Here is a 23,510-nt window from a genome sequence, read left to right on the forward strand (position 1 = left end):
GGAGGCCGCCGTGGCCGAGGAGGCCGCTCCGCGCCGTACGCGTCGTCGTGCCACGCGCCGGGTGTCCGCGCCCGACACCGCCCCCGCCACCGAGGACGCCGCAGAGGCCGAGTCCGCGGTGGCCACCCACACCCCGGAGGTCCCCGCGACCACGCACACCACCGAGCCGGCCGCGGCCACCCAGCCCGCCCAGGCTCCGCAGGTTCCCGCACCGGCCGCCGAGGCCGGGGGGCCGCGCCGGGCCCGGCGCCGGGTCGTCCGCGCCGCGTCCGGGTTCTCCGCTCCCCGGGCCACCGAGCCGGACGAGGCCGAGGCCCCGCGCCGGCCCGCCCGCCCCGCCGTCGCCGTCTTCCAGGCGCCGGTGTTCACCGAGCCCAAGTTCCAGACGCCGGAGCGGGCCGCCGCCGAGGCGGCTGCCGAGGCCGCCGAGGTGGACGAGGCCCCCGAGGCGGACGAGACCGAGGAGTACGCGGAGGAGCGCGCCGAGACCGGTGGCCGCCGCCGCCGGCGTCGCCGTGGTGCCGCCGAGGAGAGCAGGCCGGCCGAGGCCGCCGTCGAGGACGAGGAGCCGGAGGAGGCCGAGGAGGCCCCGGAGGCCGCCGAGGACCTCGCTGAGGCCGAGGGCGAGGAGGGCGACGAGACCGAGGGCGCCGAGGGCTTCGAGGAGTCCGGCTCGCGCCGTCGCCGCCGCCGTGGCGGACGCCGTCGCCGGCGCGGTGACGCGGCCGACGGCGAGTCCGGCGAGGGCGTGGACGGCGACGCCGAGGAACTGGCCGCCGAGCAGGCCGCGCAGGACGTCGAGGACACCGCCGAGCAGGAGGAAGAGGACGCCGAGGAGGCGCGTGGCGAGGAGTCCGGTGGCTCCAGCTCCAGCAGCCGCCGGCGCCGTCGCCGCCGCCGTCGGGCCGGTGACACCTCCGTGGACGCCGAGCCGTCCGAGGACGACCCGGAGCGCACGGTCGTCAAGGTCCGCGAGCCGCGCAAGCCCAGCGAGCCGTCCGACGAGGTGCAGTCCATCAAGGGCTCGACCCGTCTGGAGGCCAAGAAGCAGCGCCGCCGGGAAGGCCGTGAGCAGGGACGCCGACGCGTTCCGATCATCACCGAGGCCGAGTTCCTGGCCCGCCGGGAGGCCGTCGAGCGCGTGATGGTCGTCCGTCAGCACGGCGACCGTACGCAGATCGGCGTCCTGGAGGACGGCGTGCTCGTCGAGCACTACGTCAACAAGGAGCAGTCGACCTCGTACGTCGGCAACGTCTACCTGGGCAAGGTCCAGAACGTGCTGCCGTCGATGGAGGCCGCCTTCATCGACATCGGCAAGGGCCGCAACGCGGTCCTGTACGCCGGTGAGGTCAACTTCGAGGCGCTCGGCATGGCGGGCGGCCCGCGCCGGATCGAGTCCGCGCTCAAGTCCGGCCAGTCCGTCCTGGTACAGGTCACGAAGGACCCGATCGGGCACAAGGGCGCGCGGCTCACCAGCCAGGTCTCCCTGCCCGGGCGCTACCTCGTGTACGTCCCCGAGGGCTCGATGACCGGCATCAGCCGCAAGCTGCCCGACACCGAGCGGGCCCGGCTGAAGACCATCCTCAAGAAGATCGTCCCCGAGGACGCGGGCGTCATCGTGCGCACCGCCGCCGAGGGCGCGAGCGAGGACGAGCTGCGCCGCGACGTCGAGCGGCTCCAGGCGCAGTGGGAGGACATCCAGAAGAAGGCCAAGAACGGCGGCAACGCTCCGACGCTGCTGTACGGCGAGCCGGACATGACCGTCCGGGTCGTGCGCGACATCTTCAACGAGGACTTCTCCAAGGTCATCGTCAGCGGTGACGAGGCATGGCAGACGATCCACGGGTACGTCTCGCACGTCGCCCCGGACCTGGCCGGCCGCCTGTCGAAGTGGACCTCCGAGGTCGACGTCTTCGCCACCTACCGGATCGACGAGCAGCTCGCCAAGGCGCTGGACCGCAAGGTCTGGCTGCCCAGCGGCGGTTCGCTGGTGATCGACCGGACCGAGGCGATGGTCGTCATCGACGTCAACACCGGCAAGTTCACCGGCCAGGGCGGCAACCTGGAGGAGACGGTCACCAGGAACAACCTGGAGGCGGCGGAGGAGATCGTGCGCCAGCTGCGGCTGCGCGACCTCGGCGGCATCATCGTGATCGACTTCATCGACATGGTCCTGGAGTCGAACCGGGACCTGGTGCTGCGCCGCCTGCTGGAGTGCCTGGGCCGCGACCGTACGAAGCACCAGGTCGCGGAAGTGACCTCGCTGGGCCTCGTGCAGATGACCCGCAAGCGGGTCGGCCAGGGCCTGCTGGAGTCGTTCTCCGAGACCTGTGTCCACTGCAACGGGCGCGGTGTCATCGTCCACCTGGACCAGGCGACCGCGAACGGTGGCGGCGGCAAGCGCAAGAAGCGCGGCCGGGGCGCCGAGGCGCCGGAGCCCGTGCACGAGCATGTGCACGAGACCGCCGCCGTGGCCGTGGAGACCGGCGAGGCCGTCGAGCCCGAGGTGGAGACCGCCGTGGAGGTGGCCGCCGAGGTCGCCGAGCCGGTGGCCCTGCCGGCACCCGAGTTCGCGCCGGACGAGGAGCTGTACAGCAGCGTCGCCGAGGCCGAGGCGGCGGCCGGCCGTGGCCGTACGCGGCGCCGGGCGAGCCGCCGGGTGTCGGCTCCGGCGGGTGCGCCGAGGGCGGAGAAGGCGTCCCGGGCCGAGCGTGCGCCCCAGGCCGGTGAGGCCGCCGCGGAGGCCGAGGTTCCGACCGCCCAGGAGGTCACCGCCGAGCAGGCGGCGGCGCGCCCGGTGCAGCCGGAGCCTGCCGCCGAGGCGCTGGCCGAGCCGGCGGCCGTCGAGGACCAGGTGGTCCCGGCGCCGCAGGCCGAGACCCAGGCCGCCGAGGAGGCCGCGCCCAAGGGCCGTACGCGCCGTCGGGCGACCCGGAAGGTGTCGGCCCCGGCCGGCTCGCCCGAGGGTGCCGAGGCGGCCGTCGTGACGGTGCCCGAGACGGCACCGGCGGCCGAGGCACCGGCGGAGCAGCCCGCTCCGGTCGCCGGGACCACGGCTGAGGCCCCGGCCGGGCAGCCGGCGGAGGCCGTGAGCGCTGCCGCCCCGGCCCGCCCGCGCCGCCGTGCGGTGCGCAAGGCCACCGCGCCGACCGCGCCCGAGGAGGCGGCCGTCGTGGTCGTCCCGTCGGCCACGGCGGAGGAGGCCCCGGCGCCGGAAGCCCCGGCCGCCGAGGCTCCGGTGACCGAGGAGACGGCCGCCGCGCAGCCGGCTGCCGAGGAGGCCGCGCCGGCCAAGAAGACCGCCCGCAAGACGGCGGCCAAGAAGGCCACGGCGAAGAAGACGGCCGCCAAGAAGACCGCGGCCAAGAAGACGGCCGCCAAGAAGACGACGGCCAAGAAGGCGGCGAAGACCGCCAAGACGGCCGCGGCGAAGTCGACGGCGAAGAAGACCACCACGGTCTCCACCGCCGCGGACGAGGACTGAGTCCCTCGTCCCACCGGGTGTGGTCCTGTCCCTTCGGGCAGGGCCACACCCCTTGTCGGGGCCTTGGAGCGAGTTCTCCGCGGGGCGCCGGAGCCGAGTCAAGACGTACAGTGCCTCGGCACAGCTGAAACAAAGGAGAGAAACCGCGATGATAGGCCTCGTTCTGGCGGCCGGCGCCGGGCGCCGTCTGCGCCCCTACACCGACACCCTGCCCAAGGCTCTGGTGCCGGTGGGTCCCGAGGGCGCGGAGGAGTCGCTGACGGTCCTGGACCTGACCCTGGGGAACTTCGCCGAGGTGGGGCTGACCGAGGTCGGGATCATCGTCGGCTACCGCAAGGAGGCCGTGTACGAGCGCAAGGCGGCCCTGGAGCGGAAGTACGGCCTGAAGCTCACCCTGATCGACAACGACAAGGCCGAGGAGTGGAACAACGCCTACTCCCTGTGGTGCGGCCGTGACGCCCTGAAGGACGGCGTGATCCTCGCCAACGGCGACACCGTGCACCCGGTCTCCGTCGAGAAGACCCTCCTCGCCGCGCGCGGCGACGGCAAGAAGATCATCCTCGCCCTGGACACGGTGAAGAGCCTGGCCGACGAGGAGATGAAGGTCGTCGTCGACCCCGAGAAGGGCGTCCGGCGGATCACCAAGCTGATGGACCCGGCCGAGGCCACCGGCGAGTACATCGGCGTCACCCTGATCGAGGGCGACGCGGCCGAGGAGCTGGCGGACGCGCTGCGGGCGACGTTCGAGCGTGACCCGCAGCTGTACTACGAGGACGGCTACCAGGAGCTGGTCGACCGCGGCTTCAAGGTCGACGTGGCGCCGATCGGCGACGTGAGCTGGGTCGAGATCGACAACCACGACGACCTCGCCCGCGGACGGGTGATCGCGTGCCAGTACTGACCCGGCTCATCCCCTCGCCGGTCGTGGTGGACATCCGCGCGGGTGCCCTCGACGACCTGGCGAGTGTTCTGGCCGATCAGCGGATCTCGCACTCCGGGCGGCTCGCCGTCGCCGTCAGCGGGGGCTCCGGGGCCCGGCTGCGCGAGCGCCTCGCGCCCTCGCTGCCCGGGGCCGTCTGGTACGAGGTGGGCGGCGGCACCCTGGACGACGCGGTCCGGCTGGCCGACGAGATGAAGTCGGGTCACTACGACGCGGTGGTCGGTCTCGGCGGCGGCAAGGTCATCGACTGCGCGAAGTACACCGCGGCGCGCGTCGGTCTGCCCATGGTCGCCGTCGCCACCAACCTCTCCCACGACGGGATCTGCTCGCCCGTCTCCATCCTGGACAACGACGCCGGCCGTGGCTCCTACGGCGTACCGACCCCCATCGCCCTCCTCATCGACCTGGACGTCATCCGTGAGGCGCCGATGCGGTTCGTGCGGTCCGGCATCGGTGACGCCCTGTCCAACATCTCCGCGGTCGCGGACTGGGAGCTGGCCAACCGCGTCAACGGGGAGCAGATCGACGGCCTGGCCGCCGCCATGGCACGCCAGGCGGGTGAGGCCGTGCTGCGGCACCCGGGCGGATGCGGCGATGACGAGTTCCTGACCGTGCTGTCCGAGGGGCTGGTGCTGTCGGGCATCGCCATGTCGATCGCCGGGCACACCCGCCCGTCCTCCGGCGCCTGCCACGAGATCAGCCACGCGCTCGACCTGCTCTACCCCAAGCGGGCGGCGAGCCATGGCGAGCAGGTGGGACTGGGCGCCGCCTTCGCCATGCACCTGCGGGGCGACACCGAGCGCGCCCTGCTGATGGCCGAGTCGCTCCGGCGGCACGGGCTGCCGGTGGTGGCGGAGGAGATCGGGTTCCGTGACGACGAGTTCGTCCGCGCCGTGGAGTTCGCGCCGCAGACCCGGCCCGGCCGCTACACGATCCTGGAGCACCTGGAGCTGTCCCCGGAGGGCATCGGGAAGGCGTACGCCGCCTACGTGGCCGCGGTCGCCGACTGAGCCGGGGCCCGGTTTGACCCCTACGGTCCGGGCCCGTAACCTTGACCGTCGGCGTGTCCACTGAACACGCCACATCCCCGTAAACCTCTTCCTCCCGGGCACACGGTTGGCCGGGAGAGGTCGTCCGTGGTTTTCCCGGGCGACTGGCCTGCGGGGGTGCCGTTTCTTCGAGCGAAAGTGAGATCCGCGTGTACGCCATCGTGCGCAGCGGTGGTCGCCAGCACAAGGTTGCTGTCGGCGACATCGTTGAGGTTGACAAGATTTCCACTGCCAAGGTTGGCGACACGGTCGAGCTCTCGACCCTGCTCGTTGTCGACGGCGACTCCGTGACCAGCGACCCGTGGGTGCTGGCCGGCATCAAGGTCCAGGCCGAGGTCGTGGACCACCACAAGGGCCAGAAGATCGACATTCTGCGCTACAAGAACAAGACCGGCTACCGTCGTCGGCAGGGCCACCGCCAGCAGTACACGGCGATCAAGGTCACGTCGATCCCCACGGCTGCGAAGTAAGGGACTGAGGAGACATGGCACACAAGAAGGGCGCATCGTCCACCCGGAACGGTCGCGACTCCAATGCCCAGCGGCTCGGCGTGAAGCGCTTCGGCGGTCAGGTCGTGAACGCGGGCGAGATCCTGGTCCGCCAGCGCGGCACCCACTTCCACCCCGGCGCGGGCGTCGGCCGTGGCGGCGACGACACGCTGTTCGCCCTGCAGGCCGGTTCGGTGCAGTTCGGCACCCACCGTGGCCGCAAGGTCGTGAACATCGTTCCGGTCGCCTGAGTCGGCTGATCGGAAGCTTTCGCGAGGCGGACCTCACTTCCCGGTCGGGAAGGCGGGTCCGCCTTTCGCGTGTTACCCACAAGACATACCCGGACGTTCCTTCTGGAGGCACTGAACCATGACCACCTTCGTGGACCGCGTCGAACTGCACGTCGCCGCGGGTAACGGGGGCCACGGCTGTGCCTCCGTCCACCGTGAGAAGTTCAAGCCGCTCGGCGGCCCGGACGGCGGCAACGGCGGCCGGGGCGGTGACGTCATCCTGACGGTCGACCAGTCGGTCACGACGCTGCTCGACTACCACCACTCCCCGCACCGCAAGGCCACCAACGGCAAGCCCGGCGAGGGCGGCAACCGCTCCGGCAAGGACGGCCAGGACCTGGTCCTGCCCGTGCCGGACGGCACGGTCGTCCTGGACAAGGCGGGCAACGTGCTCGCCGACCTGGTCGGCCACGGCACCTCGTACATCGCCGCGCAGGGCGGCCGGGGCGGCCTCGGCAACGCGGCGCTGGCCTCCGCCCGCCGCAAGGCGCCCGGCTTCGCCCTGCTCGGCGAGCCCGGTGACGTCCAGGACATCGTCCTGGAGCTGAAGACCGTCGCGGACGTGGCCCTCGTCGGCTATCCGAGCGCCGGCAAGTCCTCGCTGATCTCCGTGCTGAGCGCGGCCAAGCCGAAGATCGCCGACTATCCGTTCACCACACTGGTCCCGAACCTGGGCGTGGTGACCGCAGGTTCCACCGTCTACACCATCGCCGACGTGCCCGGTCTCATCCCCGGCGCCAGCCAGGGTCGCGGCCTGGGCCTGGAGTTCCTGCGGCACGTGGAGCGGTGCAGCGTGCTGGTGCACGTGCTGGACACCGCGACCCTGGAGTCCGACCGCGACCCCGCCTCCGACCTCGACGTCATCGAGGAGGAGCTGCGGCAGTACGGCGGCCTGGGCGACCGGCCCCGCATCGTCGTCCTGAACAAGGTGGACGTGCCGGACGGCAAGGACCTCGCCGAGATGGTCCGCCCCGACCTGGAGGCCCGCGGCTACCGCGTCTTCGAGGTGTCGGCGGTGGCGCACATCGGGCTGCGGGAGCTGACCTTCGCCCTCGGTGAGCTGGTCGCGGGCGCGCGTGCCGCCAAGCCGAAGGAGGAGGCGACCCGGATCGTCATCCGGCCCAAGGCCGTGGACGACGCGGGCTTCACCGTCACCCGTGAGGAGATCGGCGGCGAGCCGCTGTTCCGGGTGCGCGGCGAGAAGCCCGAACGCTGGGTCCGCCAGACCGACTTCAACAACGACGAGGCCGTCGGCTATCTCGCCGACCGGCTCAACCGCCTCGGTGTGGAGGAGGAGTTGATGAAGGCGGGTGCCCGCGCGGGTGACGGCGTCGCCATCGGTCCGGAGGAGAACGCGGTCGTCTTCGACTGGGAGCCGACGGCCATGGCCGGGGCGGAGATGCTCGGCCGGCGTGGCGAGGACCACCGCTTCGACGCGCCCCGGCCCGCGGCACAGCGCCGCCGGGACCGGCAGGCCGAACGGGACGAAGTCAGCCGGGAGTTCGAGGACTTCGAGCCGTTCTAGCCCACCGGCGGGGCGGCGGCAACGCGAGAGGGCGGGCCGGAGGTTTTCCTCCGGCCCGCCCTCTCGCGTTGCCGCCGCCCCGGTGTCAGGCGTTGTCGTCCATCAGCTCCTGGCCGACGTAACCGCGGAGCCAGGTCCGGAAGTCCGGGCCCAGGTCTTCACGTTCGCACGCGAGTCTGACAATGGCACGCAGGTAGTCGCCACGGTCACCGGTGTCATAGCGGCGGCCCTTGAAGACGACGCCGTGCACCGGGCCGCCGACCTTCTCGTCCTGCGCGAGCTGCTGGAGGGCGTCGGTGAGCTGGATCTCGCCGCCGCGGCCCGGCTCGGTCTTGCGCAGTATGTCGAAGACGTGCGGGTCGAGGACGTAGCGGCCGATGATCGCGTAGTTCGAGGGGGCGTCCGCCGGGTCCGGCTTCTCGACCAGTCCGGTCACCTTGACCACGTCAGCGTCGGCGGTGGCCTCCACGGCCGCGCAGCCGTAGAGGTGGATCTGCTCGGGCGCGACCTCCATCAGGGCGACGACGCTGCCGCCGTGCTGCTCCTGGATCTCGATCATGCGCGCGAGCAGCGGGTCCCGCGGGTCGATCAGGTCGTCACCGAGGAGGACGGCGAAGGGCTCGTGGCCGACGTGCGGGGCGGCGCACAGCACGGCGTGCCCGAGGCCCCTGGGATCGCCCTGGCGCACGTAGTGCATGGTGGCCAGGTCGCTGGACTCCTGCACCTTCGCGAGCCGTTCGGCGTCGCCCTTCTTCTCCAGCGCCGATTCCAGCTCGTAGTTGCGGTCGAAGTGGTCCTCAAGGGGACGCTTGTTGCGCCCGGTGATCATCAGGACGTCGTCGAGCCCCGCCGACACGGCCTCCTCGACCACGTACTGGATCGCCGGCTTGTCTACGACCGGCAGCATCTCCTTGGGAGTGGCTTTGGTGGCCGGCAGGAACCGGGTGCCGAGGCCGGCTGCGGGAATGACAGCCTTGGAGATGGTGGGGCGGGAAGCCATGTGGTGCTCTCTTCTCTCTTTCCGTGTGTCAGGCCCCGATGAGGCCACGCTCGCCGGTCGGCTGCAGCGGGATGCGCGCCTTGGCGAGGACGGACGGTGCGGGCGCCGGAGTGCGCTCGTGCAGGGGCACCACCGCGGGAGCGGCATCCTGACCGAGGAACAGGTGGCGCACCACACGCTCCGCCGCATTCCCGTCGTCGAACTGCACGAACCGCTCGCGGAAGGCGGCCCGCAGCTCGGCGGCCTTGTCGCTGTTCCAGGCGCCGGAGCGGAAGACCTCGATCAGCTCTTCCTCGCTGGTCGCCGTCGCGCCCGGCGTCTCGCCCGGCTTGCCCGAGAGAATGTCGAAGTAGACGCCGCGGGCCCGCTGGTAGACCTCCCAGTCGTCCGCGTAGGTGACGATCGGGCGGTCGAGGCACGCGTAGTCGAACATGATGGAGGAGTAGTCGGTGATCAGCGCGTCGGCGGCCAGGCAGAGGTCCTCCACCACCGGATACCTCGACACGTCCTTGATCAGACCGCGGTCCTGCAGCGCCTGCAGCTGGGGGTCGGCGCCGTAGAAGTAGTGGGTGCGCACGAGTACGACGTAGTCGGGGCCCAGCTCGCGGCAGAACCGCTCCAGGTCGATACGGGGCACATAGCCCTTCTGGTAGTCGCGCACCGTCGGGCAGTAGAGGATGGCCGTCTTGCCCTCTTCGATGCCGAGTTCGGCGCGGATCCGCAGGACGTCCTCACCGGTGGCCCGGAAGTAGACGTCGTTGCGCGGATAGCCGTATTCGACCGCCTCGAACGCGCAGGGGTACACCCGCTCCCAGATCTCCGTGGAGTGCTGGTTCGAGGTCAGGCTGAGGTCCCACTTGTCGGCCCGCTCCAGCATCTTGGCGAAGCTCATGTTCTTGGCGGCCGCGGGGTACCGCTGCTGGTCGATCCCCATCTGCTTGAGGGGAGTGCCGTGGTGGGTCTGCAGATGGACCTGCTCCGGGCGCTTGACGAAGTTGTTCGGGAAGTTGACGTTGTTGACGAGGTACTTGGCACGCGCCATGACCTCCCAGTACCGCGGTGAGTTCGCCACGACGTAGTCCACGCCTTCGGGGACGGTCTCCACCGCGTCGCGCCGCACGATCCAGACGCCGTGGACATCGGGAGCGAGTTCTTTCGCCTTCTGGTAGATGGCCGCGGGGTTGCAGGCGACGCCACGGTTCCAGTAGGCCGAGTAGACGGCCAGCTTCTCGTCGACGGGGCGTCGCAGATGCAGCTGGTAGAGGCGGTTGTAAGCGGTCTTCCCGAGCTTGGTCTTGACCTTGGTGGCCCGCTTGATCACCTGGCGGCGGGTCTTGGTGGCGGCCGTCACCGCCGCGTACGCCGTGTAGGAACCACGCTCCAGCAGCTGGAACCTGACGCCCTGCGAGCCCTCCGGCAGGACGAACCCCTTCGGCTTGAAACGCTTGTAGTGCGCGGCCGACAGCTTGAAGAACTCGGCGCGGTCCCTGGGGACGATGCGGTCCTCACGGGCCAGGGTGAACAGGAAGTGGCTGGCCGCGCGCTCGAACAGCAGCGCCCGCACCGGCTCCAGGTGGGGGCGCTCGTCGAGGAACTCGAAGAGCCGCGTGTACTGCTCGAAGATCCCGAAGTGCTTGCGGCCGGGCGTGCGCATGGAGTTGCCCTGGCGACGCTGTCGGTACTCGACGCACACGTGGTCGGTGGCGGCGATGCGCTGCGCGGTCAGCATGGTCTTGTAGACCATGAGCGCGTCTTCGTAAATGCCGTCGGTGAAGGTGAAATTGTTGCCGACGTAGAACTCACGGCGGTAAGCGCGGTTCCAGACCACGGCGAACATGGTGAGGAACTCGGGGCGCTCCAGGGCCGTGAAGACGTCCGTGCCCGCGCCGGCGAGCATTTCGCCGGCCGCACTCGCCTGAACACGGTTGTTCCAGTAGGTGCGGACGTGGTTGAGCAGCAGGATGTCGGGGTTGCCCGTGGCCTCAAGGCGGTCGGCTATCGCCTGCAACGCGCCCTCGGCGAGGGTGTCGTCGCTGTCCAGGAACAGGATGTACTCGCCGCGCGACTTCAGGGCACCGGCGTCCCGCGCCTTTCCGATGCCCCGGTTCTCCTCGAAGTGCACGGGTATGACGCGGCTGTCCAGGGCGGCGTACTCATCCAGTATGCGACCACAGGCATCGGGGGAGTGGTCGTCGATGGCGACGATCTCGAAATCCTCGAAGGACTGGCTGAGTATGGAATCCAGGCATGCGCGCAGGTACCCCTGAACTTTGTAGACTGGGACCACAACGCTTATTTTCGGCGAAGCGTTTCCATTCTCAACGGGCATGCTTGGGGCTCCTGGACTGTCGTTCAGACTCGACCGCGCCCCGCAGTCGGGCGTACGGTGGCGGGACGCGAGAGGCACAAGGAGTGCGAGGTTAACGTTTGTAGAAGCGTACCGTACGTCTCTGTGCCGATGGTCCTACCGTATGCCCGGCCGTGGCTGGTCGGCCGGGGTGTGGCAAGGGTCACGGATGAGCCCGGTGAGGGCTGGACCAGGACCGTCCGGTGGTACGGACCGCACCGGGTGCCGACCGGGAGGCGGGGTGGCTGCCGCGGCGCAGTCAGGTGGAGGCCGGGTGCGTGCCGGAAATGGTGAAATCGATCCCGGTATTCACGATGCGCCGGAATCCGCAGAGGTACACGGAAGTGCGGGCGGCCACGGATCCGGGCTGTCGGCCGAAGCTCCGCTCCCGTCGGAATTCCGGGCGCAACACTCCTGGTGTCCCCTCAGGCCTTGAGGTCCGCCCTGTCTCCCATCACCACGACCGGGCGCAGCCGGGGATCGAGGGTGCGCAGCAGGTACCGCATCGCCGACTCGGACTGGCTCACGCACGCCGAAGTACCGCTGCCGTGATCCATGTGCAGCCAGATGCTGCCGCCCTTCGACTGGCCCTGCGGCCGCGTCGGGTCATTGGGCGCGGTGCCCTTCACGCGGTTGTAGTCGATGGCTATGACGTAGTCGAAGTCGTGCCAGTACGCCTTCTTCCAGTAGTGGGGCGCCTGGAAGGCCGAGGACCGGGTGTACGGCAGCTTGGTCCCCGGTGCGGCGAGGACGCCGCCCGCGTCGCTGAGCGTGAACACCCCGACGGGGCTGCGCAGATCACCCTCGTGATGATCCGTCGTCCAGCCCTTCCGCCCGTTGTGCGCCGCCCAGGAGCGTTCCTGCTTCCAGACGGCGCCGTGCTTGGTGAAGAGGGCGACGGTGGAGTCGGGGGAGTTCTTCCCCGCGCCGTACACCGCGACCACCTGGCGGGAGCCGGCCGGTACCTGTCGCCACAGCCGGTCCCCGATGCCGGGTACGCGCTTGAGGGCCGTCTTCCGCGGCTGCGTGTCGTCGGACTTGTCCCGAGGTGCGGCACTCCCGTGGCCCGAAGCACCGCACGCCGCGACCGACATCACCAGCAGCCCACCGAGGACCCCGCCCAACCCTGCCCGTGCCGAACCTCTTCTCCGCATGGGGTCCATGGTCGCAGACCGCCGCGAACGCGGCCGTACCGCCCTGGAGGCCCCTGAGGCGAAACCACCGCCCAGCCACACCACTTGGGGCTCGCCGCGGACGAGACCCGGACGAGGGTGTTGCCGTCCGGTGACACGGAGCCGTCCTCGCCGTACCGCGAGCCGCCCTGCTGGAGGCAGAGGTGGCCGCCCCAGCGGGTGAAGCCCTGGAGGTGGCCGGGGCACCCTGAGGGCGAGGACGGTCCCGGCCCGGCGGACGCCCGCGGGTCCCGGCCCGGGACTGTCCGGCGGTTGAGCAGCGCGGGCACGCCGTGCCCGGCTTCCCGTAGATTGAGGACGCCGGGAAGCACGGTGCCGGAACGCGCACGTGAAGGAGACGGACCGCAGGTGGCAAGGGCAAGGCAGGCCGTGGGCGAGGCCCGCAGGATCGTCGTCAAGGTGGGCTCCTCCTCGCTGACCACCGCCGCGGGCGGCCTGGACGCCGACCGCGTCGACGCGCTGGTCGACGTCCTCGCCAAGATCCGCAGCGGTGGCGAGAAGGAGATCGTGCTGGTCTCCTCCGGCGCCATCGCCGCCGGCCTCGCCCCGCTCGGTCTGCGCCGCCGCCCCAAGGACCTCGCGCGCCAGCAGGCCGCCGCCAGCGTCGGCCAGGGCCTGCTCGTCGCCCGCTACACCGCCTCCTTCGCCCGCTACGGCGTCCGCGTCGGCCAAGTCCTGCTCACCAGCGACGACATGAGCCGCCGCGCCCATCACCGCAACGCCTCCCGCACCTTCGACCAGCTGCTCGCGATGGGTGCCTTCCCGATCGTCAACGAGAACGACACCGTCGCCACCGACGAGATCCGCTTCGGCGACAACGACCGCCTCGCCGCCCTCGTCGCCCACCTCGTCCACGCCGACCTGCTGGTCCTCCTCTCCGACGTCGACGGCGTCTACGACGGCGACCCCAGCAGGCCCGGCACCTCCCGGATCGCGGAGGTGAAGGGCCCGCAGGACCTCGCCGGCGTCGAGATCGGCAGCGCGGGCAAGGCCGGCGTCGGCACCGGCGGCATGGTCACCAAGGTGGAGGCCGCCCGGATCGCCGCCGCCGCCGGCATCCCGGTGGTGCTGACCAGCGCCGTCCACGCGGCCGAGGCCCTGGCCGGCGGCGACACCGGCACCTACTTCCACGCCACCGGCAAGCGCTCCGCCGAGCGGCTCCTCTGGCTCCAGCACGCCTCCACCCCGCAGGGCGCCCTGATCCTGGACGACGGCGCGGTGGACGCGGTCGTCAAGCGGCGCACCTCGCTGCTGCCCGCCGGGATCGCCGCCGTCGAGGGCGAGTTCAGCGCGGGCGACCCCGTCGAGCTGCGGGACACCACGGGCCGCGCCGTGGGCCGGGGACTCGTCAACTTCGACGCCAAGGAGATCCCCCGGCTGATCGGGCGTTCGACCCGCGAGCTGGCACGTGAGCTGGGCCCGGCGTACGAACGCGAGGTCGTACACAGGGACGACCTGGTCCTCCTGCACCCCTGAGGCCCGCGGAAGGCCCGTGAAACGGGGCCTGTGGGACGCCCCCGGTGGGGGACGTTCCGTAAAACCGCCACGCGGAGCCCTGCGGCCTGCTCAACTTTGTCTGGGGGACATGTTGAAGGGACGGGTTCCGTCAAGGGGCCGAGCGAGCCATACGAGCATGCGAGCCGTGCGAGCCACGTGAGCCGTGCGAGCCATGCGTGAAGGAGGCCGTCGTGAGACGAGTGCGCCCGGGGGCGGCGTCCCGTGGTGCTCTGACGAGCGTCGCGGCCGGGGACACCTATGAGGAGCCCAAGGACCTGCCCAGGCTGTGGCACGTCACCCTCAGCGTCTCCGGGGAGAAGGTCCCGCTGCCCGAACTGCGGCGGGCCCTGGAACAGCTCGCCCACGACCACCCCTTCCTGCTGACCAGCAGATACGCGACCGACCACGCCGAGATCCGGTACTGGGAAGAGGCCCGCGACCTGCACGACGCCGCCGCCGTGGCGCTGCGCCTGTGGGGCGAGCACCGGCAGAGCGCCGGCCTGCCGCCCTGGGAGATCGTCGGCCTGGAGGTCATCGACCGCGAGACGTACCACCACCGCATCGCCGAGGGCTACGGCCCCGCCCCGGCGACACCGGTGGGGGTGCACCCGTTCTGAGGGGCGGGCGGGGGCGGGGCCGGTGCGGTGGGCCGGCCGGGGGCGGGGAGCCCGGGTCGGCTGTCGGGTGGGCGGGTGCCACGTGGGTGCACCGCGCCGGAGCGAGCGGGCCGGCCGTTGCCCCGCCCGGGAAGGTTCACCCCCTTTTGGGGTGTCTCGGGGTGTGGGACGACCGCTGAACCGCCGGGCCCCGCGCACTACCCTTCCTTCATGACCACGCTCTCGCCGTACGACTCGATGTCCCCGGTCACCCAGGCCGCCTACCGGGCCAAGGCCGCCGCCGCCGACCTCGCGCCGCTCCCGCGCGCCGTGAAGGACGACGCGCTGCTCGCCATCGCCGACGCCCTGGAGGTCCGGACCGCCGAGATCGTCGAGGCCAACGCCAAGGACGTGGCCAAGGCCCGGGAGAACGGCACCAGCGAGGCCATCGTCGACCGGCTCACCCTCACCCCGGAGCGGGTCCGCGCCATCGCCTCCGACGTCCGCGACGTCGCGAAGCTGCCCGACCCGGTCGGCGAGGTCGTCCGGGGCTCCACCCTTCCCAACGGCATCGACCTGCGCCAGGTCCGCGTCCCGCTCGGTGTCGTCGGCATCATCTACGAGGCCCGGCCGAACGTCACCGTGGACGCCGCCGCCCTCTGCCTCAAGTCCGGCAACGCGGTCCTGCTGCGTGGCTCGGCCTCCGCCTACGAGTCCAACTCCGCCCTCGTCCGGGTGCTCCGCGACGCCGTCGGCGGCGCCGGGCTGCCCGCCGACGCCGTGCAGCTCGTGCCCGGGGAGAGCCGCGACTCCGTCCGCGAGCTGATGCGCGCCCGCGGCCTGGTCGACGTCCTCATCCCGCGCGGCGGCGCCTCCCTGATCCAGACCGTGGTCAACGAGTCCACGGTCCCCGTGATCGAGACCGGCACCGGCAACTGCCACGTCTACGTCGACGCCCAGGCCGACATCGACACGGCCATCGAGATCCTGATCAACTCCAAGGCCCAGCGGGTCAGCGTCTGCAACGCCGCCGAGACCCTCCTGGTCCACCAGGACATCGCCGCCGAGTTCCTGCCGCGCGCCCTGGACGCCCTCGCCGAGGCCGGCGTCACCGTCCACGCCGACGAGCGGGTCATGGCCCACGCCAAGGACTCCAAGGCCACCGTGGTCGAGGCGACCACCGAGGACTGGGAGACGGAGTACCTGTCGTACGACATCGCCGCCGCGGTGGTGGACTCCCTGGACAAGGCCGTCGAGCACATCCGGCTGTGGACCTCCGGGCACACCGAGGCCATCGTCACCACCTCCCAGCAGGCCGCCCGCCGCTTCACCCAGCTGGTCGACTCCACCACCGTCGCCGTGAACGCCTCCACCCGCTTCACCGACGGCGGCCAGTTCGGCTTCGGCGCCGAGATCGGCATCTCCACCCAGAAGCTGCACGCCCGCGGCCCCATGGGTCTGCCGGAGCTGACCAGCACCAAGTACATCGTCACCGGCGACGGACACGTCCGCCGCTGAGGTTCACCCGTCCGGCCGCGGGCCCGCTGTCCCGAGCCCCGTCCCGCGCACCGTCCTGCGGCCCGGCCCCGAAGGCGTCTCACCAGGCAGACGAATTTCCGTACCGTCTGCCCAAATTGACCCCCCAGGTCTACTCTGGACACGTGCCGGAGGACGTGGGGGGCACGCCGTTCCCTGACGGCTGGGAGCCCGACGACGACCACGACCACGGGGTGTCGGACGAAGAGTTCGCCTCCGTGGTCTTCGACGAGGCCTTCGTGCAGGCGGCCACCTTCCACGAGCCGACCGCCGTGGAGCGCCTTCTGGCCGCGGCCCAGGCCAGAGCAGAGGCATCCGAGGCCGAGGCCCGCCGCGCCCGCGCGCGAGGCGAGCGCTACGACGACGGCTACGGCCCCGAGGGCACCGCATCCGGCCGGGATCACGACGATGACGAGCTGGACGACACCTACGTCCTCGGCGACCACCACGGCCCCTTCGGTGCCTACGGCAAGCAGGTCCGCTGGCACCGGCCCGTGGCCTGGGTCCTCGCCGTCGTGATGGGCATCGGCATGGTCGCCCTGGCCTTCGCCGCCGTCTACCGGGGAGGCTCCTCGGGCACCCGCGACCGCGTTCCCGCCCCCGCCTCAACCGGCCTCGAACAGGGCAGCGCGTCCGCCCCCGGCTCCGCCACCGACCGCTCCCGGCCGGCCGTCTCGGCCATTCCGCCCTCCCCCTGAGCGCCCCGCCCGAGTTTGGTGAGAACCTGTCAGAAGTTGTCGTGCGGCAGGGCGTTTACCCGGGGCTCACGAGACCTACTCTGAAGGTATGGGCGGGCCTGGAGACCCACCGGAGGGGACACCCGAGGGCGGCCCCGGCGGTGCGGAGGACGAATACCGATCCGTCGTCTTCGACGAGTCGTTCGTCCGCGCTGCCCGCCTCCAGGAGTTCTCCGCCGAGGAGCGGATGGCCGACCACGCCCCCGCCGTCCGCCGCCGCCCGCCCCTGCACCGGGGCCTCACCCGGCAGGTCCTCGTCCTGGTCCTGCTGATCGCCGTCGCCTTCGCCACCGCGATCTACATGGGCGTCCGCCACCCCTACGGCTCCCCGCAGACCCGGCGGCCCGTGGAATCCCTCAGGATGACCGTCATCCCGCTCGCCCCCCAGGGCAAGGTGCCCGGCGCCACGGACCCCGAGAGGCTCTACGCGCACAGCCCCGCCGCTCCGTACGAGGCCGGCGCCGAGGGCATCCCCCTGCCGGCCTCGCGCGGCACCGCCCACTTCTCCGACAGCCAGGTGGTGACCGCCCTCACCACCGCCAAGGACTACATCGTCCGCTCCTCGCTCTACCCCGAGGTGCTCAGCGGCCGCGAGGTCCGCCCCGCCCGGGCCCTGATCGACTCCGACCAGCTCGACCAGTTCGACCAGAGCTTCGACCACCCGGCGGCGGACGGCCGGCACGCGGCCACGGGCTGGGTGGTCCGCATCGACCCCGCCCGCGCCCAGCTCGCCGACGGCAGGATCCGCGTGTTCGGCAGTCTGCACGCGGCCGAAGCCGACTCGGCGACCCTGGAGGTCACCGCCGACCACACCTTCGTCTACGCCCTGCGCCCCACCGGCGCCGCCGCCGACGTCCCCGCCTCCCTCTTCACGGTCCGCCGCGAAGTGACCTTCCGCTTCGACCGCGACGACCTGCGCACCCACCAGGTCCAGCTGGTCACGTCCTACGTCCAGGCGGGCCCCCTCGCCTGCGCCGAGGACGCCTCCGCCTACCTGCGTCCCCTCCTGGCCGGCCAGACGGCCCGGTCGGGCGGCCCCGCGGGCACCAATCCCTACGAGACGGACAGCGCCACGGCCCTGTGCGGGACGCTGGCCACCGGGGCCCAGCCGAAGGTGTGAGGGGCGCGGAGGGGAAACGGCGCCGCGCCCGAGGCCGTCGCTCCCCCCGCCGGCCTGGCGGTTACTCCTCGCCGCCGCCCGGGGCGTCCCCCTTGGCCGGCGGCGGGCTCCGGAAGCCGTCGAAGCCCCGCCTGACCCGGCCGCCCAGATCGCCCGCGCCGCCCGCGAGGTCCGTGACCAGCTTCATCAGCGGGTCCTTGGAGGTCTTCACATCGCTCGCGTAGCTGGCCGCCGACTCGCGGAAGGAGTCACTGACGGAGGCGTCCCCGTCCTCGCTGCGCCGTGGGTAGTGCCCGTCCATGATCCGCTGGTGGTCCCGGGACTCGGCCCACTTCTTCAGCTCGGCGGCCCGCACGGTGGTGAAGGGATGCGAGCGGGGCAGCACGTTCAGGATCTTCAGCACCGAGTCGCGCAGATCGCCCCCGGAGTCGTACTCCTCGGCCTGCTCCAGGAACGCGTCCACGTTCATCTCGTGCAGATGGTTGCCGCCCGCTATCTTCATCAGCCCCCGCATCGAGGCCCGGACGTCCTGGCCCACCAGCAGGCCCGCCCGGTCGGCGGACAGCTCCGACTTGCGGAACCACTCCCGCAGCGCCGTGACGATCGCCATGATCGCCAGATTGCCCAGCGGGATCCAGGCGACCTTCAGCGCGAGGCTCGTCAGGAACAGCAGGATGGTGCGGTACACCGAGTGCCCGGACAGCGCGTGCCCCACCTCGTGCCCGACGACCGCCCGCATCTCCTCCTCGTCGAGCAGCTCCACCAGCCCCGTGCTGACCACGATGATCGGCTCGTCCAGGCCGATGCACATCGCGGTCGGCTGCGGGTCCTGCGTGACGTACATCGGCGGGACCTTCTGCAGGTCCAGGATGTAACAGGCGTCCAGCAGCATGTCGTGCAGGTGCGAGAACTGCCGCTCGGAGACCCGCACCGAGTCGGACAGGAACAGCAGCCTGAGGCTCCGCTCCGGCAGCAGCCCGCTGAGCGCCTTGAAGACGGTGTCGAACCCGCTCAGCTTGCGCAGCGCGACCAGGGCCGAGCGGTCGGCGGGGTGCTCGTACGCGCGCGTGGAGATCCCCGGGAAGCGTCTGCGCTGCCTGCTCGGAACCCGCTCGTGCCCCGTGTGCTGGTGGCCGTCGTCGGACATGTCTTCCCCCATGTGCGTGTGAGTGCCCACTGTGCCCCCGAGGCGGGGCCCAGCCTAGGCGGAGATACCTTGGACGGGCAGTACACCCGAAGGAGTCCACGTCATGGAGCACCACCCCGCAGCCGCCTGGCTGACCCAGGCCGCCACGAGCGCCGTCCAGCAGCACGGGTCGGGGAACCTGCTCCGCGCCGTGCTGATCGTGATGGTCCTCGGCTGTGTACTGACCGCCTGGTTCCTCCTGCGCGGCTACAAGCGGAAGGACGACTGACGGGCGGCGAAGGTTCCCCGCCGCCGGGCACCGACCGCTCCCCGCCGCGCGTGAGCCGCCGGCGCCCTCCGGTCCCAACGGCGGAGTCGGCGTGATCGCCGCACGGCCGCCCGCTTACGATGAGCCGACATCTTTATTCCGCCCACACGCGATAGGTCCTGCCGAAGATGAGCCTCCACAGCGCAGCAGCCCAGTTGGTCACCCTTGCCGCCGAGGGCGAGCAGCACGGCGGAAACCACAACAGCCTGAACCCGGCCCTCACCGGCGGCGGCGCCCTGTTCATCCTGCTCCTGCTGCTGTGGATCACCACGCGCTTCAACCGCGACCGCTGAGCGGGGAACCCGTCCCCGGCCGGACGTCCGAGGCCGGGCCGGTAGGGTCTGCACGCATGGGAGAGCAGGACATGCCTACCGGTCCGGCACACGAGACCGCCGACGACACGGTGAAGCACCCGCAGCACGGACCGGGCAACGGCCCCGCCCACACGGGCAAACGGCGTCTCGGCGTCATGGGCGGAACGTTCGACCCGATCCACCACGGGCACCTCGTGGCGGCCAGCGAGGTCGCCGCGCAGTTCCACCTGGACGAGGTGGTGTTCGTCCCCACCGGCCAGCCGTGGCAGAAGTCCCACCGCAAGGTCTCCCCGGCCGAGGACCGCTACCTGATGACGGTCATCGCGACCGCCGAGAACCCCCAGTTCTCCGTCAGCCGCATCGACATCGACCGCGGCGGTCCCACCTACACCGTCGACACCCTGCGCGACCTGCGCGCCCTCAACCCCGACACCGACCTCTTCTTCATCACCGGCGCCGACGCCCTCGCCCAACTGCTGACCTGGCGCGACTCGGAGGAACTGTTCTCCCTCGCGCACTTCATCGGCGTCACCCGCCCCGGCCACAACCTCACCGACCCGGGCCTGCCGGAAGGCGGAGTCTCGCTCGTCGAGGTGCCCGCGCTCGCCATCTCGTCCACAGACTGCCGTGCGAGAGTCGCCAAGGGAGACCCCATCTGGTACATGGTGCCGGACGGAGTCGTGCGCTACATCGACAAGCGCGAGCTGTACCGCGGCGAGTGAGCCGAGAGGGGCACCGGTGAACGACCGATACGACGCGGGTGACGCAGGCTACGGCGGCGGCCCGTACGAAGTCGTCGGCTACGACGAGTACGGCCGGCCCGTGTACGGGCAGGTCCCGGCACAGCAGGCCCCGCAGTCCCAGCAGGCGACCTACGACCCGTACACCCAGCAGCAGGGCTACGGCTACGACCCCTACGCCACCGGCCGGCAGCCGCAGCCGCCCTCCTACGGCTCGGTCCAACAGCCGCACGCCTACGACCCGTACGGCACCCAGGCCCCGTACGACCCGTACGCCACCGGCACCCAGGAGGCCACGGGCTACGACCCCTACGGGCAGGCGGCGAGCAGCGGACAGCAGCCCAGGGTCGCCGAGCAGACCGCCTACATCCCGCAGCAGGCCGGCCCCGCGGAGAACACCCGCGCCCCGGAGGGCAGCCCGGTCCACCCGGACACCCGGACGCCGGGGGACACCGAGCCCGCCACGGCGGAAGAGGACTACCACACCGAGCAGTTCGCCTTCGTCGAGGAGCCCGACGGCGACTCCGAGGACGTCATCGACTGGCTGAAGTTCACCGAGAACCGCACCGAGCGCCGCGAGGAGGCCCGCCGCCGCGCCCGCAGCCGGATCATCGCCCTTCTCGTCGTCCTCGCCCTCGTCGCGGTCGGCGGTGTCGGCTACCTCTGGTTCGCCGGGAAACTGCCCGGTCTGTCCTCGTCCGGCGGCAAGACCGGCACCGCCACGCCGGTCACCGCCCAGAAACGCGACGTGATCGTCGTCCACCTGCACAACACCGGCAAGAGCGGCACCTCCACGGCACTGCTGGTCGACAACACCACCACCAAGCAGGGCACCACGGTCCTGCTGCCCAACTCCCTCGCGCTGACCGACGACGACGGCTCCACCACGACCCTCGCCAAGTCCGTGGACGACGACGGTGCCTCCGGCACCCGCGACCAGCTCGACACGGTCCTCGGCACCAGCATCCAGGGCACCTGGCGCCTCGACACCCCCTACCTGCAGAACCTCGTCGAACTCGTCGGCAACATCGAGATCGACACCAACACCGACGTGCCCGACCCGGACACCAAGAAGAAGGGCACCGCCCCGCTCGTCCACAAGGGCCGGGGCCAGACCCTCAGCGGCAAGATGGCCGTCGCCTACGCCACCTACCGCGCCACCGGCGAGTCCCAGAACGCCCAGCTTGAGCGGTTCGGCCAGGTCATGCAGGGCGTGCTGCGCAAGATGTCCTCCGACCCGTCGTCCGCCACCACCACCGTGCAGACCCTCGCGCAGATCCTGGACCCGCCGCTCACCGACAAGGACCTCGGCGGCTTCCTCGCCAAGCTCGCCGACCTCGCCAAGAGCGGCGACTACCGGACCGCCCTGCTGCCCGTGCAGTCCGACGGCACCCTCACCGCGCAGACCAGCGACAGCGTGGTGAAGGACATCCTCGGCGGCACCGCCAAGAGCCCCGACGCCGGCTCCTCGGTCCGGGTCTCCGTCCAGAACGCCACCGGTGTGAAGGACGACACGGAGAAGGCGCGCGTGGTGCTCCTCAACGGCGGCTTCACCTTCCTGGAGGGCGGCACCGCCTCCGGTACCCAGTCCGCGTCGAAGGTGCTGTACGCGGACGCCGCCGACAAGGCGAACGCCACCGAGGTCGCCAAGACCCTCGGGCTGCCCGCCGGCTCCGTGACCAAGGGCAGCGTCTCCTCCGGCGCCGATGTCTCGGTGATCCTCGGCGGCGACTACGAGCCGTCCTCCCCCTGACCCCGAGCCGCCTTCCGAACCGGAGCGCGGCCGGGGGCACCCGACGTGATGCCGTAATCACGTGGGGTGCGCCGGGCGGTCCGTGAGACCCTTGATGACAAAAGACCGCCGACGGAAAGCCAAGTAGTGACCGCCACCGACCGTTCCCTTGAGCTCATCAACACCGCCGCCCAGGCGGCGGCCGACAAGCTCGCCCACGACGTCATCGCCTACGACGTGAGCGACGTGCTGTCGATCACGGACGCCTTCCTGCTGGCATCCGCGCCGAACGACCGCCAGGTCAAGGCCATCGTCGACGAGATCGAGGAGCGCCTCCTGAAGGACCTCGGGGCCAAGCCGGTCCGCCGCGAGGGCGACCGGGAGTCCCGCTGGATCCTGCTCGACTACGTCGACATCGTCGTCCACGTCCAGCACAGCGAGGAGCGGGTCTTCTACGCCCTGGAGCGGCTGTGGAAGGACTGCCCCGAGCTGGAGCTGCCCGCCGACGCCAAGGCCACCCGCGGCAAGGCGGAGGAACACGCCAGGGCGCAGGCCGCCGAGGCCGACCAGGAACCGGGCGGGGCCTGGTGATGAGCGCCACCGGCGAGGTGACCGACCGCAAGGGCCGGGGCCGCCGCATCATCCTGTGGCGGCACGGCCAGACCTCCTGGAACGTGGAGCGCCGCTTCCAGGGCACCACGGACGTCGAGCTGACCGAGACGGGCATCGGCCAGGCCCGCCGCGCCGCCCGGCTGCTCGCGTCCCTGAAGCCCGACGCGATCGTCTCCTCGGACCTGCAGCGGGCCGCGCACACGGCCGCCGAGCTGGCCGCCCTCACCGGCCTCGACGTCACCCGCGACGAGGGGCTGCGCGAGACCTACGCGGGCGTCTGGCAGGGGCTGACGCACGAGGAGATCATCGCCCGCCACGGCGAGGAGTACGCCGCCTGGAAGCGCGGCGAGGCGGTCCGCCGCGGCGGCGGCGAACTGGAGACCGAGGTCGCCGACCGCGCCGCCCCCGTCGTGCTGCGGCACGCCGAGAAGCTGCCCGAGGACGGCACGCTCGTCGTCGTGAGCCACGGCGGCACCATCCGCACCACCATCGGCCGGCTCCTCGGCCTGGACGCCCGGCACTGGGAGAGCCTCGGCGGGCTCTCCAACTGCTGCTGGTCCGTGCTCGGCGAGGGTGCCCGCGGCTGGCGCCTGCTGGAGCACAACGCGGGCACCCTCCCGGAGCCCGTCCTCGGCGACGACGACTGACCGTCCCGAACCCCCCGACCCCGGATTTCACTTTCTGGCAGGTCACAGGCTAAAGTTCTTCTTGTTCGCCCCGCCGAGCGGGAAGAACGCGAGGGGCTATAGCTCAGTTGGTAGAGCGCCTGCATGGCATGCAGGAGGTCAGGAGTTCAATTCTCCTTAGCTCCACTGATCGACACTCTGTTGAGTTGTCAAAGATCGGTGATGAGGAT

21 protein-coding genes and 1 tRNA gene are annotated in these 23,510 nt (G+C 71.3%); 18 read left to right on the forward strand and 4 right to left on the reverse strand.

The features are described 5' to 3' along the window. The 6 genes from C3492_RS06225 to obgE all read left to right on the forward strand — a co-directional run. The coding region (locus tag C3492_RS06225; RefSeq protein WP_103810740.1) for an Rne/Rng family ribonuclease at positions 1-3,484 on the forward strand (3,484 nt) is incomplete at its 5' end. 148 nt (positions 3,485-3,632) lie between these two features. Then, positions 3,633-4,385, forward strand: coding sequence for a sugar phosphate nucleotidyltransferase (locus C3492_RS06230; RefSeq protein ID WP_103810741.1), 753 nt, complete (start codon positions 3,633-3,635; stop codon positions 4,383-4,385). Then, complete coding sequence (locus C3492_RS06235) at positions 4,373-5,434, forward strand: iron-containing alcohol dehydrogenase family protein (RefSeq protein ID WP_181140224.1); 1,062 nt, start codon at positions 4,373-4,375, stop codon at positions 5,432-5,434. Before C3492_RS06230 ends, C3492_RS06235 begins: the two co-directional genes overlap by 13 nt. A gap of 188 nt (positions 5,435-5,622) precedes the next feature. Further along, positions 5,623-5,943: a 50S ribosomal protein L21 gene (gene rplU, locus C3492_RS06240; RefSeq protein WP_028422127.1), complete on the forward strand. Its 321-nt coding sequence runs from the start codon at positions 5,623-5,625 to the stop codon at positions 5,941-5,943. Positions 5,944-5,957: 14 nt separating this feature from the next. Further along, the gene (rpmA, locus tag C3492_RS06245) at positions 5,958-6,212 is read left to right on the forward strand and encodes a 50S ribosomal protein L27 (RefSeq protein ID WP_010041940.1); all 255 of its coding nucleotides are present in this window, start codon (positions 5,958-5,960) and stop codon (positions 6,210-6,212) included. Positions 6,213-6,330: 118 nt separating this feature from the next. Beyond that, on the forward strand, positions 6,331-7,776 hold the full coding sequence (obgE, locus tag C3492_RS06250) for a GTPase ObgE (protein WP_103810742.1): 1,446 nt from the start codon (positions 6,331-6,333) through the stop codon (positions 7,774-7,776). An 85-nt stretch (positions 7,777-7,861) separates the two neighbouring features. Here the strand turns inward: obgE and galU are convergent, their stop codons facing one another. From galU to C3492_RS06265, 3 genes are all read right to left on the reverse strand, one after another. After that, positions 7,862-8,776 (reverse strand): UTP--glucose-1-phosphate uridylyltransferase GalU, encoded by a 915-nt coding sequence (galU, locus tag C3492_RS06255; RefSeq protein WP_103810743.1) that lies wholly within the window; start codon positions 8,774-8,776, stop codon positions 7,862-7,864. Between the two features lie 28 nt (positions 8,777-8,804). Then, positions 8,805-11,105 (reverse strand): bifunctional glycosyltransferase family 2 protein/CDP-glycerol:glycerophosphate glycerophosphotransferase, encoded by a 2,301-nt coding sequence (locus tag C3492_RS06260; protein WP_103810744.1) that lies wholly within the window; start codon positions 11,103-11,105, stop codon positions 8,805-8,807. 443 nt (positions 11,106-11,548) lie between these two features. Then, entirely contained in the window at positions 11,549-12,277 is a 729-nt protein-coding gene (locus C3492_RS06265; protein WP_181140225.1) for a hypothetical protein, read from the reverse strand. Between the two features lie 408 nt (positions 12,278-12,685). Here C3492_RS06265 and proB point away from each other — a divergent pair, with 408 nt between their 5' ends. The 5 genes from proB to C3492_RS06290 all read left to right on the forward strand — a co-directional run bounded on the left by proB (position 12,686) and on the right by C3492_RS06290 (position 17,802). Further along, on the forward strand, positions 12,686-13,792 hold the full coding sequence (gene proB, locus C3492_RS06270; protein WP_181140255.1) for a glutamate 5-kinase: 1,107 nt from the start codon (positions 12,686-12,688) through the stop codon (positions 13,790-13,792). 212 nt (positions 13,793-14,004) lie between these two features. Continuing rightward, on the forward strand, positions 14,005-14,430 hold the full coding sequence (locus tag C3492_RS06275; protein ID WP_103810746.1) for a hypothetical protein: 426 nt from the start codon (positions 14,005-14,007) through the stop codon (positions 14,428-14,430). A gap of 210 nt (positions 14,431-14,640) precedes the next feature. Next, positions 14,641-15,927 carry a glutamate-5-semialdehyde dehydrogenase gene (locus C3492_RS06280; RefSeq protein ID WP_103810747.1) on the forward strand — a complete coding sequence of 429 codons (1,287 nt, stop codon included), beginning with the start codon at positions 14,641-14,643 and terminating at the stop codon, positions 15,925-15,927. A 116-nt stretch (positions 15,928-16,043) separates the two neighbouring features. After that, positions 16,044-16,643: a hypothetical protein gene (locus C3492_RS06285; RefSeq protein WP_181140226.1), complete on the forward strand. Its 600-nt coding sequence runs from the start codon at positions 16,044-16,046 to the stop codon at positions 16,641-16,643. Between the two features lie 88 nt (positions 16,644-16,731). Beyond that, positions 16,732-17,802 carry a hypothetical protein gene (locus C3492_RS06290; RefSeq protein ID WP_103810749.1) on the forward strand — a complete coding sequence of 357 codons (1,071 nt, stop codon included), beginning with the start codon at positions 16,732-16,734 and terminating at the stop codon, positions 17,800-17,802. Between the two features lie 61 nt (positions 17,803-17,863). Here C3492_RS06290 and C3492_RS06295 read toward each other — a convergent pair whose 3' ends face one another. Then, entirely contained in the window at positions 17,864-18,949 is a 1,086-nt protein-coding gene (locus C3492_RS06295) for a M48 family metallopeptidase (protein WP_103810750.1), read from the reverse strand. Positions 18,950-19,052: 103 nt separating this feature from the next. On the opposite strand from C3492_RS06295, the gene C3492_RS06300 reads away from it, so the two are divergent. The 7 genes from C3492_RS06300 to C3492_RS06325 all read left to right on the forward strand — a co-directional run bounded on the left by C3492_RS06300 (position 19,053) and on the right by C3492_RS06325 (position 23,466). After that, a complete protein-coding gene (locus tag C3492_RS06300) occupies positions 19,053-19,217 on the forward strand; it encodes a hypothetical protein (protein WP_103810751.1) in 165 nt (54 codons plus the stop codon). Positions 19,218-19,384: 167 nt separating this feature from the next. Then, a complete protein-coding gene (locus tag C3492_RS44475; protein WP_165951521.1) occupies positions 19,385-19,549 on the forward strand; it encodes a hypothetical protein in 165 nt (54 codons plus the stop codon). A 56-nt stretch (positions 19,550-19,605) separates the two neighbouring features. Then, positions 19,606-20,292: a nicotinate-nucleotide adenylyltransferase gene (gene nadD / locus C3492_RS06305; RefSeq protein ID WP_030990853.1), complete on the forward strand. Its 687-nt coding sequence runs from the start codon at positions 19,606-19,608 to the stop codon at positions 20,290-20,292. Positions 20,293-20,308: 16 nt separating this feature from the next. Next, positions 20,309-22,063 (forward strand): LCP family protein, encoded by a 1,755-nt coding sequence (locus C3492_RS06310; protein ID WP_103810752.1) that lies wholly within the window; start codon positions 20,309-20,311, stop codon positions 22,061-22,063. A gap of 126 nt (positions 22,064-22,189) precedes the next feature. After that, a complete protein-coding gene (rsfS, locus tag C3492_RS06315) occupies positions 22,190-22,633 on the forward strand; it encodes a ribosome silencing factor (protein ID WP_014672675.1) in 444 nt (147 codons plus the stop codon). Continuing rightward, the gene (locus tag C3492_RS06320; protein WP_103810753.1) at positions 22,633-23,301 is read left to right on the forward strand and encodes a histidine phosphatase family protein; all 669 of its coding nucleotides are present in this window, start codon (positions 22,633-22,635) and stop codon (positions 23,299-23,301) included. The genes rsfS and C3492_RS06320 overlap by 1 nt, the downstream gene beginning before the upstream one ends. A 92-nt stretch (positions 23,302-23,393) precedes the next feature. Further along, a tRNA-Ala gene (locus C3492_RS06325) sits at positions 23,394-23,466 on the forward strand. The last annotated feature ends 44 nt before the right edge of the window (positions 23,467-23,510 follow it).

Origin of the sequence: Streptomyces sp. Ru62 (assembly GCF_002920615.1) — a bacterium.
Taxonomy (GTDB): domain Bacteria; phylum Actinomycetota; class Actinomycetes; order Streptomycetales; family Streptomycetaceae; genus Streptomyces.

Coding starts and splice junctions, on each gene's coding strand:
- nadD (WP_030990853.1), top strand. CDS start 19,606: ATGGGAGAGCAGGACATGCCTACCGGTCCGGCACACGAGACCGCCGAC.
- obgE (WP_103810742.1), top strand. CDS start 6,331: ATGACCACCTTCGTGGACCGCGTCGAACTGCACGTCGCCGCGGGTAAC.
- C3492_RS06265 (WP_181140225.1), bottom strand. CDS start 12,277: ATGCGGAGAAGAGGTTCGGCACGGGCAGGGTTGGGCGGGGTCCTCGGT.
- C3492_RS06230 (WP_103810741.1), top strand. CDS start 3,633: ATGATAGGCCTCGTTCTGGCGGCCGGCGCCGGGCGCCGTCTGCGCCCC.
- rpmA (WP_010041940.1), top strand. CDS start 5,958: ATGGCACACAAGAAGGGCGCATCGTCCACCCGGAACGGTCGCGACTCC.
- galU (WP_103810743.1), bottom strand. CDS start 8,776: ATGGCTTCCCGCCCCACCATCTCCAAGGCTGTCATTCCCGCAGCCGGC.
- C3492_RS06295 (WP_103810750.1), bottom strand. CDS start 18,949: ATGTCCGACGACGGCCACCAGCACACGGGGCACGAGCGGGTTCCGAGC.
- C3492_RS06320 (WP_103810753.1), top strand. CDS start 22,633: ATGAGCGCCACCGGCGAGGTGACCGACCGCAAGGGCCGGGGCCGCCGC.
- C3492_RS06290 (WP_103810749.1), top strand. CDS start 16,732: ATGGGCGGGCCTGGAGACCCACCGGAGGGGACACCCGAGGGCGGCCCC.
- C3492_RS44475 (WP_165951521.1), top strand. CDS start 19,385: ATGAGCCTCCACAGCGCAGCAGCCCAGTTGGTCACCCTTGCCGCCGAG.
- C3492_RS06300 (WP_103810751.1), top strand. CDS start 19,053: ATGGAGCACCACCCCGCAGCCGCCTGGCTGACCCAGGCCGCCACGAGC.
- C3492_RS06260 (WP_103810744.1), bottom strand. CDS start 11,105: ATGCCCGTTGAGAATGGAAACGCTTCGCCGAAAATAAGCGTTGTGGTC.
- C3492_RS06280 (WP_103810747.1), top strand. CDS start 14,641: ATGACCACGCTCTCGCCGTACGACTCGATGTCCCCGGTCACCCAGGCC.